The organism is Paenibacillus pini JCM 16418, assembly GCF_000576305.1.
In the GTDB taxonomy this organism is placed as follows: Bacteria; Bacillota; Bacilli; order Paenibacillales; family Paenibacillaceae; genus Paenibacillus_AQ; species Paenibacillus_AQ pini.
The window spans coordinates 69,379-85,564 of record NZ_BAVZ01000014.1; the positions used below are offsets into that span (position 1 = coordinate 69,379).

At 43.1% G+C, this 16,186-nt stretch carries 13 protein-coding genes and 1 pseudogene; all 14 read left to right on the forward strand.

Features of this window, described 5'->3' with window-relative positions; translation table 11 throughout:
• The first annotated feature begins 101 nt into the window (after window positions 1-101).
• Window positions 102-1,098: pseudogene (locus JCM16418_RS17510) on the forward strand (polysaccharide deacetylase family protein).
• 78 nt (window positions 1,099-1,176) lie between these two features.
• Window positions 1,177-2,445, forward strand: coding sequence for a M16 family metallopeptidase (locus JCM16418_RS17515; protein ID WP_036651555.1), 1,269 nt, complete (start codon window positions 1,177-1,179; stop codon window positions 2,443-2,445).
• Window positions 2,420-2,866 (forward strand): dUTP diphosphatase, encoded by a 447-nt coding sequence (gene dut, locus JCM16418_RS17520; RefSeq protein WP_036651558.1) that lies wholly within the window; start codon window positions 2,420-2,422, stop codon window positions 2,864-2,866. The genes JCM16418_RS17515 and dut overlap by 26 nt, the downstream gene beginning before the upstream one ends.
• A gap of 147 nt (window positions 2,867-3,013) precedes the next feature.
• Window positions 3,014-3,913: a dipicolinate synthase subunit DpsA gene (gene dpsA / locus JCM16418_RS17525; RefSeq protein ID WP_036651561.1), complete on the forward strand. Its 900-nt coding sequence runs from the start codon at window positions 3,014-3,016 to the stop codon at window positions 3,911-3,913.
• Window positions 3,910-4,506, forward strand: a complete 597-nt coding sequence (locus tag JCM16418_RS17530; RefSeq protein WP_036651563.1) for a dipicolinate synthase subunit B — start codon at window positions 3,910-3,912, stop codon at window positions 4,504-4,506. Before dpsA ends, JCM16418_RS17530 begins: the two co-directional genes overlap by 4 nt.
• 54 nt (window positions 4,507-4,560) lie before the next feature.
• Window positions 4,561-5,607: an aspartate-semialdehyde dehydrogenase gene (locus JCM16418_RS17535; RefSeq protein WP_036651564.1), complete on the forward strand. Its 1,047-nt coding sequence runs from the start codon at window positions 4,561-4,563 to the stop codon at window positions 5,605-5,607.
• Between the two features lie 19 nt (window positions 5,608-5,626).
• Entirely contained in the window at window positions 5,627-6,844 is a 1,218-nt protein-coding gene (gene dapG, locus JCM16418_RS17540; protein WP_036651566.1) for an aspartate kinase, read from the forward strand.
• Window positions 6,845-6,900: 56 nt separating this feature from the next.
• Window positions 6,901-7,782 (forward strand): 4-hydroxy-tetrahydrodipicolinate synthase, encoded by an 882-nt coding sequence (dapA, locus tag JCM16418_RS17545; RefSeq protein ID WP_036651568.1) that lies wholly within the window; start codon window positions 6,901-6,903, stop codon window positions 7,780-7,782.
• Between the two features lie 220 nt (window positions 7,783-8,002).
• On the forward strand, window positions 8,003-9,682 hold the full coding sequence (locus JCM16418_RS17550; RefSeq protein WP_036651570.1) for a ribonuclease J: 1,680 nt from the start codon (window positions 8,003-8,005) through the stop codon (window positions 9,680-9,682).
• A gap of 252 nt (window positions 9,683-9,934) precedes the next feature.
• Complete coding sequence (locus JCM16418_RS17555; RefSeq protein WP_052020476.1) at window positions 9,935-10,726, forward strand: ClpP family protease; 792 nt, start codon at window positions 9,935-9,937, stop codon at window positions 10,724-10,726.
• A complete protein-coding gene (locus tag JCM16418_RS17560) occupies window positions 10,723-10,956 on the forward strand; it encodes a YlzJ-like family protein (protein WP_036651572.1) in 234 nt (77 codons plus the stop codon). Before JCM16418_RS17555 ends, JCM16418_RS17560 begins: the two co-directional genes overlap by 4 nt.
• Window positions 10,957-11,018: 62 nt before the next feature.
• On the forward strand, window positions 11,019-13,679 hold the full coding sequence (locus JCM16418_RS17565; protein WP_242403892.1) for an FtsK/SpoIIIE family DNA translocase: 2,661 nt from the start codon (window positions 11,019-11,021) through the stop codon (window positions 13,677-13,679).
• A gap of 233 nt (window positions 13,680-13,912) precedes the next feature.
• Window positions 13,913-14,773 (forward strand): spore cortex-lytic enzyme, encoded by an 861-nt coding sequence (sleB, locus tag JCM16418_RS17570; RefSeq protein WP_036651578.1) that lies wholly within the window; start codon window positions 13,913-13,915, stop codon window positions 14,771-14,773.
• Between the two features lie 130 nt (window positions 14,774-14,903).
• Window positions 14,904-16,184 carry an EF-P 5-aminopentanol modification-associated protein YfmF gene (gene yfmF, locus JCM16418_RS17575; RefSeq protein WP_036651579.1) on the forward strand — a complete coding sequence of 427 codons (1,281 nt, stop codon included), beginning with the start codon at window positions 14,904-14,906 and terminating at the stop codon, window positions 16,182-16,184.
• The last annotated feature ends 2 nt before the right edge of the window (window positions 16,185-16,186 follow it).

Genomic DNA, 16,186 nt, shown 5'->3' on the forward strand with positions numbered 1-16,186 from the left:
GAAAATAACCACAATCGTATCTTCCTTTGCACGAATCTAATCATATTCCAATGGCCTGACTCATATGATGGGACAAAGTGGGTTGAGGGGTGAGCGGAGCTATGAAAGTTAGACAGGCATCGATAGTGCTAGCGTGCTTTGTCATTGTGCTAGGTATAGGGAAAACCACTGTGGTTAGGAATTATATAAATGAAGTGCGTCAGAATACATCGATTATAGAGACTGTTGGTCCTCAGCAGGACAATCACCTGAGTGATCCACTTTATATTCAAATTGTAGAGAAGGCGAAGCAGACACGAATTGAGCCGATTGATGCAACCTTAGATCGTGTGTGGAAAGCCGTTCCTGCTATAATGGCCTTGAGATTGACGTAGAAGAAACATACAAACGGGCGCAGAAAGCAGCGAAGGAAACATCCATACCGCATACTGCATACGTCTATAGGCAGATTCTACCTAAGGTAGATGTAAAGGATCTGGGCGCGGAGCTATTTACCGTGGTAACCCGCAGAAACCAATGGCATCGCTTATGATTAATGTAGCATGGGGGAACGAGTATATCATTCCTATTCTGGATACGCTGGATGCTGAAGGTGTGAAGGCAACATTCTTTTTTGACGGAAGTTGGCTGAAGAAAAATGTAGAGTTGGCCAAAGAGATTCAAAAACGGGGACATGAGCTTGAAAACCACGCTTATTCGCATCCGAACATGAGTCAGCTTAGTACAGATCGAGCTACGTTAGAGATCAGCAAAACTCAGAAGCTTTTAAAAGAAAGCCTTGGTGTTGAGAATAAATGGTTTGCTCCTCCTTCTGGGGACTTTAATCAGCAGACTGTTCGCATTGCACATCGTTTGGGACTACAAACGGTGCTATGGACGCTGGATACAGTGGATTGGCGTAAACCTTCACCTTCATCAATCGTGGTCAAAATATCAAATAAAGTGGAGTCAGGATCGCTCATCTTGATGCATCCGACTTCTTCATCTTCTCAGGCCCTCAAGGGTATGATTAAAGCGATTAAAGCAAAGGGGTTAACACTTGGGACGGTAAGCCAAACACTTTCCTCAGAACGGATCGTAAAAGCCCCGGTTGAGTGAGAGCGTTTTTTTTGATAGGATAAGGATTGCGTTTAGTGATTAGGAATTTACGCATTACATTTAGGAGGGCCTTTTTGCATGAAAAAAATAAAGCTGACCAACGGCCTTAGAGTAGTAATGGAAAAAATTCCGACTTGCCGGTCTGTTTCTTTCGGAATATGGGTCAAAACAGGTTCAAGACATGAACATCAAGACAATAATGGGATCTCTCATTTTATCGAGCATATGCTGTTTAAAGGTACGGATCGCTTTGATGCCAAGGCTATTGCTGAGCAGTTCGACGCCATTGGAGGTAATGTCAATGCTTTTACCTCAAAGGAATACACTTGTTATTATGCCAAGGTACTAGATGAGCATCTGCCGATAGCTGTAGATGTACTGGCAGACATGTTCTTTAATTCTCTGATGGATGGGGAAGAGCTTGCAAAAGAAAAGAACGTCATTTTAGAAGAAATCTCAATGTATGAGGATACGCCAGATGATTTGGTCCATGATCTTATGTCGAAAGTCGTGTACGGAGATCATCCCCTAGCTTATCCGATTTTGGGTACTAAACAACAACTAGAAGCGATGGGTCCAGATGATTTGCGTGCCTATATGAAAGATCATTATACAATTGAGAATACAGTGGTAAGTGTCGCGGGTAACATTAATGACGATGTTATTGAATTATTAGAAAAACATTTCGGTGGGTTTGGTAATCATGGTGAAGTCATGGATATTGCTACTCCTGATTTCCACAGTGAAGTGTTATATCATAAGAAAAAGACCGAGCAGAATCATATCTGCCTCTCGTTTCCAGGCTGCTCCATTCATGACCCGCTTCAATATGCCATGATTTTGCTGAATAATAGTATCGGCGGGGGCATGAGCTCACGCCTTTTCCAAGAAATTCGCGAAAAGCGGGGACTGGCCTATTCTGTCTATTCCTACCACAGTTCCAACGAGGACAGTGGACTGTTTACAGTCTATGCAGGTACGGCTCCTAAACAAACGCAAGAGGTAATGAAGTTGACTAAAGAGGTCATGGCGGATATAGCAACTCACGGGATTAGTGAGGACGAGCTTCGTAAAGGTAAGGAGCAGTTAAAAGGAAGTCTAATCCTCAGTCTTGAAGGTACGGGAAGTCGTATGAATCGTCTAGGCAAGAATGAACTCATGATGGGTAAGCATCTATCGTTAGATGATATGATTGAGAAGATTGAGAAAGTTAATATGGATGATGTGAATGCGGCTCTGGATCTTATGTTTAGTAAGCCGTTTGCACTTGCAATGGTGGGAACAACGGATAAAGCGATTGCTGGAATGAGGAGGGACGACTTTGTCGCATTACGTTCAAATCAATAAGTTACCGGGTCACGAAGATATTAAACTTCCAGAAAGAATGTCACGTTCCGCTTCAGGGTATGATTTATATGCAGCCGTCGAGGAGCCTGTTATCTTACAGCCTAATGAAAGAAAGTTGATTCCAACAGGTTTTGCTCTTGCTATGCCAGATGGACTTGAAGCACAAATTCGTCCGAGAAGTGGTTTAGCATTTAAACATGGTATTACATGTTTGAATACACCGGGTACGATTGATGCTGATTATCGAGGTGAAGTGAAGGTGCTACTGATTAATTTAGGTCAAGAGCCATTCACGATCGATAGAAATGAACGGATCGCGCAGATGGTCTTTCAAACGGTGCCTGATGTAGAATTTGAACAGGTTGATGTTTTATCAGAAACGGTTCGGGGTTCAGGCGGTTTTGGTCATACGGGTAAGTAAACATAAATAGAGCTTGCTGATTTCTTCTTAAAGGAAGAAACCGGCAAGCTTTTTTTTGTGTGAGAAAATCGCAGTTAATTCACCCATGTGTAGGCCAGCGCATAAGATGGCTGTATAACAGCGTTACTTGAAAGGAGTGACATCCTTATGCTGACAGGGGTCCGCTTCGTTTTCCTAGGCGGGGATGCACGGCAGCTTGAGGTAATCCGTAAATGTTCGGAATTGGATGCGATAGTTCATATCGTTGGTTTCGATAATTTGAAGGAGAGAATGGAAGGAGTCACTTGGAGTGAATTATCCGATGATTTGATTTCTACTGCAGATGTTCTGGTCTTGCCTGTGGTCGGGTGCGATGATAACGGCATGATTAACACATTGTTCTCTGATGAACAGCTTAAGCTGACGGATGAGCTTATGGCTTCCCTATCCCGTGAATGCACGGTTTACACGGGTATGGCTAAACCCTATTTGCGGAATCTTTGTGCTGCTCATCATGTCAAGCTGACGGAGCTTCTGAACCGGGATGATGTAGCTATTCATAATTCCATCCCAACCGCAGAAGGTGCATTAGTTATGGCTATTGAGAATACGGATTTCACGATACATGGATCGAGAAGTATGGTACTTGGTTTAGGGAGAACAGGATTCACAATGGCTAAAAGTTTACAGGGACTCGGTGCCGAAGTTAAGGTGGGCGTACGCTCGGAGAAGCATTTTGCAAGAGCACAGGTTATGGGCTGGGAGCCTTTCCTGACAAGGGATTTGCGCGATCATGTGGGCAATATCGACTTGATTTTTAATACGATACCGACTATGATAGTCACAGCACAAATCCTGTCTAGAATGCCTTTAAGCTCAGTCATTATCGACCTTGCTTCAGCTCCCGGAGGATGTGATTTCCGCTATGCGGAGAAACGGGGGATTAAGGCTTTGCTTGCTCCCGGTCTGCCTGGCATCGTAGCTCCCAAAACAGCTGGCTTAATTATTGCCAATGCGTTGGTACAGTTGATTTCGGACGAGATCAAGATTCGGGGGGATGGCGAATGAACTGGCAGGGGAAGACGGTTGGGTATGCAATAACGGGTTCACACTGCACGATTGCTGAAATCATGCCACAAATTAAGCGCTTTGTGGAAGCTGGAGCCAATGTGGTACCTATTGTGTCAGGGTCGGTTTTAGTAACGGATACACGTTTTGGAACTTCGGAAAATTGGCTGAAGCAGTTGAAAGATATTACTGGAAATGATATTATTTCTTCCATTGTTGAGGCTGAACCTTTGGGTCCTTCTAAATTAATAGATGTCATGGTTATTGCTCCATGTACCGGTAATACAACGAGTAAGCTCGCGAATGCGATGACAGACAGTCCTGTGCTGATGGCAGCTAAATCGCAAATGCGCAATAGCAGACCGTTGGTGCTCGCTATTTCAACGAATGACGGACTGGGGCTTAATGCAGCTAATATCGCTAAGCTACTCGTTACCAAGAACATTTATTTTGTTCCTTTTGGTCAGGATAATCCGGAGCAGAAGCCAAATTCTCTTGTTGCCCAAATGGATCTTATTCCTGAAACATGCTATGCCGCACTAGAAGGTGCCCAATTACAGCCTATGATTATACAACGTTTTTTCTCAGCATAAACACTGCTATTTTTATAGAGAAATAGTCTTAATTGATAAGGGGAGATACGGCAAATGAGTAATCAAAAGTTTAATGTCGCAGTCGTAGGAGCAACAGGAGCAGTAGGAGAACAAATTTTGAAATTACTGGATCAGAGAGACTTCCCAATTTCTAGTTTGAAATTGCTGTCTTCTGCACGTTCCGCCGGCACGACGATTAACTTTAAAGGCCAAGACATTACAGTAGAAGAAGCAACCCCTGAAAGTTTTAAAGGTATTGACATTGCGCTGTTCAGCGCTGGGGGCGACGTAAGTAAAGAGCTTGCCCCCCACGCCGCTCGGCACGGGGCTGTTTGTATAGATAATACGAACGCTTTTCGTATGGATCCTCATACGCCATTGGTTGTGCCAGAGGTTAATCCTGAGCAAATTGATGAACATAATGGCATTATAGCTAACCCAAATTGCTCAACTATTCAAATGGTTGCAGCATTGAAGCCGCTTCAAGACGCATATGGTATTTCACGGATCATCGTTTCGACGTACCAGGCTGTTTCAGGAGCGGGAAGCCGTGCAATAGATGAATTGCATCGCCAAACGAAAGCAGTGATTGAAGGTCAGGAAGTAACTCCGGATATATTGCCAGTAGGTTCATTGCCTGTGAAACATCAAATTGCTTTCAATGCGATTCCACAGATTGATAAGTTTCAGGAAAATGGCTATACATTGGAAGAAATGAAAATGGTTCTTGAGACTAAGAAGATTATGAAAGATGAATCTATTAGTGTCACAGCTACTTGTGTCCGAATTCCGGTTGTATATGGTCATTCTGAATCCGTATATGTTGAACTGAAGAATGATTATGATTTGGATGCAGTCAAGAAGCTTTTGGCTGATTCTCCAGGAATTACGCTTGTGGATGATCCTAGCTCGCAGGCTTACCCATTAGCTACGGATTGTGCAGGTAAACCCGATGTATTCGTCGGACGTCTGCGCCGTGATTTGGGTGATAACAAAGGATTGAACATGTGGATTGTTTCTGACAATCTCATGAAGGGTGCAGCATGGAATGCTGTGCAAATTGCTGAAATTATTGTTTCTAAACGTAACGCGCGCGCTTAAGGTTTATGGAGGAATTGAAATGGGTATTTTAGTACAAAAATTCGGTGGCACCTCTCTTTCCACACCGCAGGCAAGAGAGCTTGTTATTAAACATATTCAAAGGGAGCTTGCTGCTTCCTATCAAATCGTTGTTGTCGTTTCAGCAATGGGCCGCAAAGGGGAGCCTTACGCTACAGATACACTTCTGGACTGGGTTGCCCTCAACGGAAACGCCCTACCATCACGCGAAAAGGATTTACTGCTGTGCTGTGGTGAAATCATATCTGCGACAACCCTGTGCAGCATACTGCATCATGAAGGGATTACGGCTACAGTATTGACAGGAGCACAGGCTGGTTTTATTACTAACGATCATTACGGAAATGCTAGAATATTGGACGTAAGACCTGAACGCATTATCGACGAGTTGACACGTCATCAAGTCGTAATTGTAACGGGTTTTCAAGGGCAAACCGAATCCGGGGACTTTACAACACTTGGTCGAGGAGGCAGCGATACATCGGCCACGGCCCTGGGAGTCGCTTTGCACGCCGAAATGGTAGACATTTATACAGATGTAAATGGTATTCTAACAGCTGATCCACGGGTCGTAGAAGATGCCAAACCGCTTCCCTTTGTAAGTTATGCTGAAATTTGCAACATGGCCCAAAACGGGGCTAAGGTGATTCATCCACGAGCTGTTGAAATCGCAATGCAGTCCCAAGTACCTGTCCGTGTAAGATCAACCTTCTCTGAAGATGAAGGGACACTTGTGACTCAGCCCGAAGGTTTCAAGGATGTTCAGTCAGGCATTGTAGACCGTTATGTTACGGGTATTGCTTATGTGAGTAATGTAACCCAAATTACAGTAGAGTGCCTAAATGAAACGGACAATCTTCAGCTACAAGTGTTCAAATCAATGGCTGAGAATTCCATCAGTGTAGACTTTATCAATGTCACTCCTACGGGCGCAGTCTATACGGTATTTGATACCGACTCGGTGCGAGCAATTACGGTTCTGCAGGAAATGGGTCTCAAGCCAAAGAGTCTGTCGGGCTGTGCTAAGGTCTCTGTCATCGGTGGAGGTATTAATGGCGTACCTGGTATTATGGCTAAAATTGTAGAATCACTCAGTGAACAACACATACAAATCCTGCAATCTGCAGATTCCAATACTACGATTTGGGTGCTGGTCAAGAAGGAAGATATGGTTCAATCACTTAGAGCACTTCACAAAACGTTTGAGTTACATCGCTAAACGAATGCATATTAGAGATTGTCAGCACTAGCGAATCATATGAGGAGGTATGCAAGGTGGATTTCGGAAGATTAATCACGGCCATGGTAACACCCTTCGATGAGCAGGGCAATATCAATTGGACGGAGACGTCTGCATTAATAGACTACTTAATTGAAGAGCAAAAGTCAGATTCTCTCGTTATTTGCGGAACAACTGGTGAATCACCAACTTTAAGTGAAGAAGAGAAATTGCAGTTATTTGCATTTGCTGTAAAGCATGCAGACGGTCGCTGTAAAATTATTGCTGGCACAGGTAGTAATAGCACAGCTCATTCAATCCATCTTACCCAAGAAGCTGAGAAGCTTGGAGTTGATGGAGCTTTGCTTGTAGTTCCTTATTACAACAAGCCCAGTCAAGAAGGGATGTATCGCCACTTTGAAGCGATTGCCCACAGTACTCAGCTACCTATCATGCTCTATAATGTGCCAAGCCGTACCGTAGCCAGCATTAGTGCTCATACGACTTTACGTCTTGCTGAAATTTCAAATATTGTAGCTACGAAGGAATGTGTGTCGCTTGAACAGGTGACTCAGATTGTGATTGGAGCTCCAGCTCATTTTAAAGTGTATTCTGGCGATGATCCGATGACGTTACCAGCATTATCTGTTGGTGCTTATGGTATTGTAAGTGTAGCAAGCCATATCATTGGTGCATCCATGTCAGAAATGATCCATGCCTATCTAGAGGGGAATGTTCAAAAAGCTGCCAATCTACATCAGCAGTTATTCCCGGTGTTCAAAGGATTATTTGAATGTCCGACGCCAGTTCCTAATCCTGCTGCCTTGAAATATGCCTTGAATTTACTTGGACATTCTGTCGGCGATGTTCGTTTACCGCTTGTGGCACCCGATGAGGCAGAAAGTTTATTCATTAGAAATTTGTTATCATTATCTTAATTTTGAACTAGCTGTTTAAAGTATTAAGGCGTCCCTTTGGGGCGCCTTTTTGCTAAATATTGAGCTTTTGTAAAGGGAAGCCTAATGGATACTCAGAACGTGACTTGTTTTTTGAGTTTTTAATCATGTATAATGAGGTCAAGTGACTGGGTGCGGTATATTTTTGAAATATAAATACTAAATGGTACGACGTCCAAAACCATAGGAGGGTTAGATTCATTTGTCTAAAAAAAATAATAGCGATAAATTGACGGTATTTGCGTTGGGCGGCGTCGGTGAAATCGGAAAAAATATGTATGTCGTTCAATACGCCAATGATATCGTAGTAGTTGATTCAGGGCTTAAGTTCCCGGAAGAGGACATGCTCGGAATCGACATTGTCATCCCGGATATTAGCTACTTGACGGAAAATCGTGACAAAGTGAGAGGCATTTTGCTGACACACGGACATGAAGACCACATCGGTGGATTGCCTTACGTTCTGAAACATCTAAATGTTCCTGTGTATGGAACAAAGCTTACTCTTGGCCTTGTTGAGAACAAGCTAAAAGAAGCCAATTTGCTTGGTGAAACTAAGCGTATTCTGATTGATGAAGATTCCGAAGTCGTTTTAGGATCGACGCTTAAAGCATCTTTCTTCAGAACTAATCACAGTATTCCAGACTCTGTCGGAATTTGTATTGCTACTCCAGAAGGCAACGTAGTTCATACGGGTGACTTTAAATTTGATCATACGCCAGTTAATGGTCAGTATGCGAATTTACAGCGAATGGCTGCAATCGGTGAAGAAGGCGTATTGGTACTTATGTCAGACAGTACAAATGCTGAGAAACCAGGTTTTACTCCTTCGGAGAAAAATGTTGGTGTGGTGCTAGAGGATATTTTCCGTAAAGCTGCACAGCGTGTTGTTATTGCGACATTTGCATCTAATGTACACCGCATTCAACAAGTTGTTAATGCAGCTGAATCAACAGGCCGCAAAATTACGGTTATTGGCCGTAGCATGGTTAATGTGGTTGCAATCGCTTCTGATCTTGGATATCTTAATGTTCCAGATGGCATGTTGATTGAGCCAGAAGAAGTAAATAAAATGGCTGCTGATCGTGTAGTTGTACTATGTACAGGCAGTCAGGGCGAGCCAATGTCAGCATTGACACGTATGGCACGTTCTACACATCGTAAAGTAGATATCTTACCAGGTGATACTGTTATCATTGCCGCGACTCCAGTTCCGGGTAATGAAAAATATGTCGGCCGTACAATCGATGAATTATTCCGTTTAGGTGCTGATGTTATTTATAGCGGTGCTAACTCTGGTATTCACGTATCTGGACATGGTAGTCAAGAAGAATTGAAATTAATGCTGAACTTGATGAAACCTAAGTTCTTCCTACCTATTCACGGTGAATATCGTATGCAACGTCGTCATGCTTTGCTGGCTGAAGCTGTAGGCGTAGATCCAGACAATATATTTATTACCGATATTGGAGAAATTGTTGAAGTCCAAGGCGGAGCTGCACGTAGAGCTGGTAAAGTTACTGCAGGTAATGTATTGATTGATGGTTTGGGAGTTGGGGACGTTGGTAACATCGTTCTTCGTGACCGTAAATTACTGTCTCAAGATGGTATTTTGGTCGTTGTTGTCACTCTTAGCAAACAAGATGGGACTATTATGTCGGGACCAGACATCATTTCGAGAGGATTCGTTTATGTTCGTGAATCAGAAGGACTTCTGGATGAAGCGAACCGAATCGTATCGAGTACGCTCCTGAAGCTGATGAGCGAGAATGTAAATGAATGGGCTTCTCTCAAAACCGGAGTTAAGGATGCTTTGGGTCGATTCTTATATGAACAAACCCGTCGTAGACCGATGATACTTCCTATTATTATGGAAGTATAATGTATAAACTGAATAGACTTTGGTCTTGAAATAAGCACACAGTCGCCCCCTTTTCGCAGGCAATAATGGACGGTTTCTTGCGAAAAGGGGGCTTTTATGTGTTTTTTTGAGTTAATGTACTAAAGAAACACGCAAGTCACAAAGACCTGCGTGTTCTTTAGGGTGTTATCGTATTTTGAATAAAATCTTACTCTTTTCCGGCATACTACAATCAATATCATCTTGATTTTACTGGGAAAGGATCGTGCATACATGGTACATAATGATGAGCTTGATACGAACTATATTCAAGAGGAGCCCGCGCCAAATGCTCCTGAACCTGTTCAACCCACTTCACCTTCTCCATCAGTGATACGTGAACCAACCGTACTCGATACCATCCAGCAACTGGGTCAGACTTCTGTTGCAGAATCGAATGAATCCAATATTTTTTGCATGACGATTATTGGTCAAATTGAAGGACATATGGTTCTACCTCCGCAGAACAAAACGACGAAATATGAGCATATTATTCCGCAACTCGTTGCAGCTGAACAGAATCGTAAACTCGAAGGAATTCTGATTATACTGAATACCGTGGGTGGTGATGTTGAAGCAGGGCTTGCTATAGCCGAAATGATTACTTCGTTAACCAAACCTACTGTGACAGTTGTCATCGGCGGTGGCCACAGTATCGGTGTTCCTATTGCTGTTGCATCAACCTATTCCATTATTGCAGAAAGTGCAACGATGACTATACATCCCATTAGGCTTAATGGGCTCGTAATCGGCGTTCCACAAACCTTTGAATATATGGAAAAAATGCAGGAACGGGTTGTAAAGTTCGTTACATCTCATTCGCGCATATCTGAAGAAAGATTTAGAGAGTTGATGTTTCAGACAGGTGAATTGAACAGGGATATCGGAACGGCAGTTGGAGGTGCCGATGCAGTAAAGTATGGTCTAATGGATCAGGTAGGGGGAATCGGGCATGCCTTAGCCAGACTCAACCAGCTTATTGATGATAAGAATAGAGTCTCTATAGCGGAGGGGATTACGCAATGACGCTGCATACAATTATCCCACTTGAGGCTATTTGGGAAGGAGCAGACAAGCTCGATCAACCTTCTGAAGAGGTGACTATACAAGGAGTATTAATGCAGGTGAATCCTCTAGGTAATAATGAAGCGCAAATCGTAAGACTTCTTGGTTGCCCTCTTGGCGATTATTTGAATCCTGCGTTTGCACCAGGGCAAATTATTCATTATATCCCCACACTGAAAATGGATTTATAGAAGGATAAACAGAACATAGGTGCCCACGGAATTATATGGTATAATATTGTTCCGGGGGTGACATTTTGGCTAAACGAAGAAGGAAAAAGAAGGCTTCACTGACTAATGTACTGAAGTATGAAATATATGGAATAATTCTAATTACTCTTTCCGTTATTGCGCTTTCAGGAGAGGCCAAGGTTGGATGGTCTTTGTCCAAAATGTTTGGGCTTTTGCTAGGGAGATTTTACTTTATTATCCCATTGATCGGGATTTATCTGGGACTTGCTGTTATGATACAGCGCAAATGGCCTAGTCGATGGAGTACACGTAAGACGGGGATTTTACTAGTGGTACTAGCTTTGACTTTGATGAGCAGTATTTCTTCATTGGGAACTAAGATACCACCTAATATTATAAGTCCGTCGTCGATTATTACCCAAGTACATAATGATTTGCAGGGAAGTTTGTTAACTTCTGCCGTTAATGGTGATCGTTCGATGATGAACAAAGACATTAGTGGAGGGTATATCGGGGCGCTTCAATTTGCAGTGCTGTTCTGGCTATTCGGTAGCTTAGGATCTAAATTAATGCTTGTGGTCATGTTTATCATTAGCTTTATGTTAATTACGAACCTGTCTTATGTGGATTTATTACGAATCTTCCGCACTCGAGTGATGAAAGTGGGAGGAGAAATGCATAAGAGAATCGGATCCAACCGACAGCAGACTCCACTCACGAAATCTGGAAAGTCTACCGCTTCAACTAGAGCACCTTTACTTCCGACCGAAGACGAGGAAGATGAATTTGATGATTTTGTAGTTCCGAAGTCAAAACGTTCTACACCTGTGTTCTTCCAAATGTTTGGTAGCAGGTTTGCTAAGCAGGAAAAGGATTACCAAGAGGATGAGGAGCTCGATGGCCGCGATATTCTTGAAGGTATTAAAGATTATCCTTCTAAACCTGCAAAAGCTTCAAAAGGTCCGTACGATCATTTATTAAGACAAAGCTTAGATAATCCTAATAAGCAGGGATTGGATGTGGAACGCGAAGAAGTGTTTCAAGCGCCGACCCCTATTATCCGTGATTTCTTTGAGCAAGTGAAATCTGAAGGTGTTGGTGAAGAAGATTGGGATGATCCACATGTGAATGATTCTGTTGGAGATGAATCAGTTCAGTTGAATGCTGAAGCTGATGACGAGTTAGGTGATGTTTTGAATGACGGTTCAAGTGTAAGTGATACAAATACATCGGAATCCGCTCAAGGTGAGTCTCTTGATGGTGGGGAGAAGCCAAGCATTCCCGTTCCGCCACCAAAGCCATACAAGATTCCGCCCTTCCGTCTTTTGGCTAAGCCCCAAACTGGAGGGAAAGCTGGAGATCAACAGGATTATATGCAGACGGCGAGGAAGCTTGAAGCTACAATGGAAAGCTTTGGTGTTCGAGCTAAGGTACTTGAGGTTGTTCGCGGACCCGCAGTAACTCGTTATGAAATTCAGCCGGATATAGGTGTTAAGGTCAGTCGGATCGTTGGATTGACTGATGATATCGCACTGGCACTTGCCGCCAAGGATATCCGGATGGAAGCGCCGATTCCAGGTAAATCAGCCATAGGCATTGAAGTTCCAAATAATGAAGTATCACTTGTTACGATGCGTGAAGTCATGGAAACACCCATTTTTCAAGATGCCCAATCTAAATTATCTATTGCGTTCGGACGTGACATATCTGGTCAAACGATAGTGGGTAATTTGGCTAAAATGCCCCATCTACTCGTTGCAGGTGCAACAGGCTCAGGTAAATCCGTATGTATTAACGGTATAATTACAAGTATTTTGTATAAAGCCAAACCAGATGAAGTTAAGTTTCTTATGGTTGATCCCAAAATGGTGGAGCTTAATGTTTACAATGGGATTCCCCATTTGTTAGCACCGGTTGTAACCGATCCGAAACGTGCCTCCTTGGCCTTGAAGAAAATTGTGGTTGAGATGGAAAAGCGTTATGAATTATTTTCGAAATCAGGGACGCGGAATATTGAAGGTTATAATAATTTAATGAAAGATAATTTGCCAGCGGTGCTCCCTTATATTGTCGTCATTGTGGATGAGCTTGCTGATCTAATGATGGTAGCTGCGAACGATGTGGAAGAAGCTATTACTAGATTGGCACAAATGGCCCGTGCTGCAGGTATTCACTTAATTATTGCTACTCAGCGCCCGTCCGTAGATGTAATCACGGGTGTAATTAAGGCGAATATTCCCTCACGAATTGCCTTTGGTGTGTCATCGCAAGTAGATTCTCGTACTATTCTAGATATGGCAGGTGCCGAGAAACTTCTTGGCCGCGGTGATATGTTGTTTATGCCAATGGGTTCTTCCAAGCCGATCCGTGTTCAGGGTGCATTTATGACTGACCAGGAAGTGGAAATTATTGTTGATTATGTGCGAGAACAAGGCGAAGCTAAGTATGATGAGTCCCTAGTGCCCGAAATAGAGGAAACCACTACCGATGGAAATGAAGTTCTTGATGAACTTTACGATCAAGCGGTTCAAATCGTTCTTGAAGCGAAGCAGGCATCGGTTTCGTTACTACAGCGGAGAATGAGGGTAGGATATACTAGAGCAGCACGTCTGATTGACTCGATGGAAGCAAGAGGTATCATCGGTCCTTATGAGGGTAGTAAGCCAAGAGAAGTATTGATGTCGATGGAGCAATATCAGCAAAACAATCGAATTAGTTCTTAATTAATCTCATTTTTTAATCAAACCTTTCTGACCAGAGGCAATACCACATTCAGCGTTACTAAATGTGGTATTGTCACTGATGCAGGGAGGTTTTTTGTATTGTATTCGATTCGTAATTGTTGACACTCTCAGGTTAAAGCTTGTCTCTTCTGAAGTGCATAGGATATGGGGGCGATTGTCATAATAACCTTAGCCATCCTGTTAATCCACAAGAGAAAGGTAGAGCTTATGATATGAAAAAGGTAAAAATATGGATCACTATCGGTTTAACCGTTGTGCTATCGGGTGCTATGTTCGCAGAGCTGCAACCGTGGTCTGAACATACACGGGTTACTGCATCTCCGCAATTAACAAACGCCGATGAACAATTGGATCAAGATTCTGTTCCAACGTTTGGTACAGTTTTGCTTAAGTATGGTGCATCGGGTCAGGATATTTACGAGCTCCAGGGCCGCCTCAAACATTTGGGATTCTATAGTGGCAAAATTGATAGTCAATTTGGTGCTACAACACTAAAAGCTGTGAAATGGTTCCAATCGGAATTTGGTATAAAGGCGGATGGATCGGTTGGGCCCAAGACCAAGCTGAAACTATATAATGCTACTAAGAATTGGAAGCCTGCGGGTACAGCGGCCAATCCTAATCCCTCAGGTTCGAATTCTGGAACAAAGCCATCCACTGATAAAGATAAAGATAAGGATAAGAATTCTCAGATGTCTTCTTCAAATACGATGGGACTTTCAGAGAACGACCTCAAAATCATGGCTAATGCGGTTTATGGTGAATCTCGGGGTGAGCCGTTTGAAGGGCAAGTTGCCGTCGCCGCAGTTATACTCAACCGGGTTAAATCACCTAGCTTTCCCAATACGACCTCAGGCGTAATATTTCAGCCAGGAGCCTTCACAGCTGTAGCGGACGGTCAGATTTGGCTCGAACCCAATGATGTAGCTCGCAAGGCCGTTCAACAGGCGCTAAACGGTTGGGATCCAAGTGGTGGCTGTTTGTATTATTTTAATCCGAAGACGGCAACATCAAAGTGGATTTGGAGCCGACCACAAGTGAAAACGATTGGACAACATATTTTCTGTATGTAACAAGAAACACTCTGGAAACAGCAACCGAAGGGTTTGTCTTCGGTTGCTTCTTCACTTTCGAATGGGTTAGAATGGATAATAATCGAGAGCGTGATTCTTTATAAATTCATGGCTAAAGGAGCTTGGAACCTTGGATAAAACGGGATTTCAACATGGAAAAGCGAAGCGTGTTCGGCTTCACGTACTGCCGACAAAACGTTTCAAGACTTTTGCGATTTCACTATTTGCGGGCACACCGCTTACGGAGGAAACCGTTACCAGCACGGCATTAATTCCCTTTGTGCTTCGGCGAGGAACAGCTTCCTATCCGGAAACAATTCAATTTCGGGAACAGCTTGAACAAATGTATGGAGCCGGATTCGGTTTTGACGTATATAAGCGCGGAGATTATCAAATGGTCCAGTTCAGAATGGATACCATCAATGATTCTTTTGTGAAAAGTGAGGAAAGTCTACTTGAATCGTCTTTTGCTTTTTTAGGAGAAGTAGTTACTCGTCCTGCGCTTGAAGATGGACATTTCCGTAAGTCCTATGTGCAGGCCGAAAAAGAAAATGTACGTAAAAAATTAGATTCCATTGTTAATGATAAAATCCGCTATGCTTCGGAACGGTGTATTGAGGAGATGTGTAGCAACGAGCCTTATCGCCTTCACCCTCTTGGACAACGCAAAGATTTGGATCAAATCAATGCAGAGAATCTTTATGATGCTTATCAGCAATGGTTGCAAAATTCCAGCATGGATTTGTATGTTGTTGGGGATACATCACTGGAAGAAGTGCAGGAACTTGTTACGAAATACTTTGAACTTGGCGATGCACCCGGAATCACTTACAAACCTAATGCTTCGATCCGTGAAGTGCGTGATGTGAAGACGGTGGTGGAGAAACTTGAAGTCAGTCAAGGGAAGCTGAACCTTGGTCTTCGTACGTCTATTAATTACAGTGATGATCTATATGCATCAGCTTTAATGTATAACGGTATTTTGGGTGGATACCCTCACTCCAAGCTGTTCATCAATGTTCGCGAGAAAGAAAGTCTCGCTTACTATGCCTCATCCCGCTACGATGGTCACAAAGGCATCGGGACAATACAATCGGGTATTGAGGTTCAGAACTACGAGAAGGCATTAGAAATCATTCAGCGTCAGTTAGAAGAGATGCGCGCTGGGAATATAACCGAGCTTGAAATGTCTCAAACGAAAGCAATGATTCGTAATCTGCTTCGCGAAATCGATGATTCTGCTTTTGAAATGATTGCGTATGACTTCAATCGTCAATTTTCAGGTAAAGATCGTTCTCGTGCTGAATTACTAAATCAGGTGGAGAATATCAGTATAGATGATGTCAAGGCAGCCGCATTAACTTTTGAACTGGATACGATTTATTTTCTGAAAGGGCAGGAGGAGGAATAGCC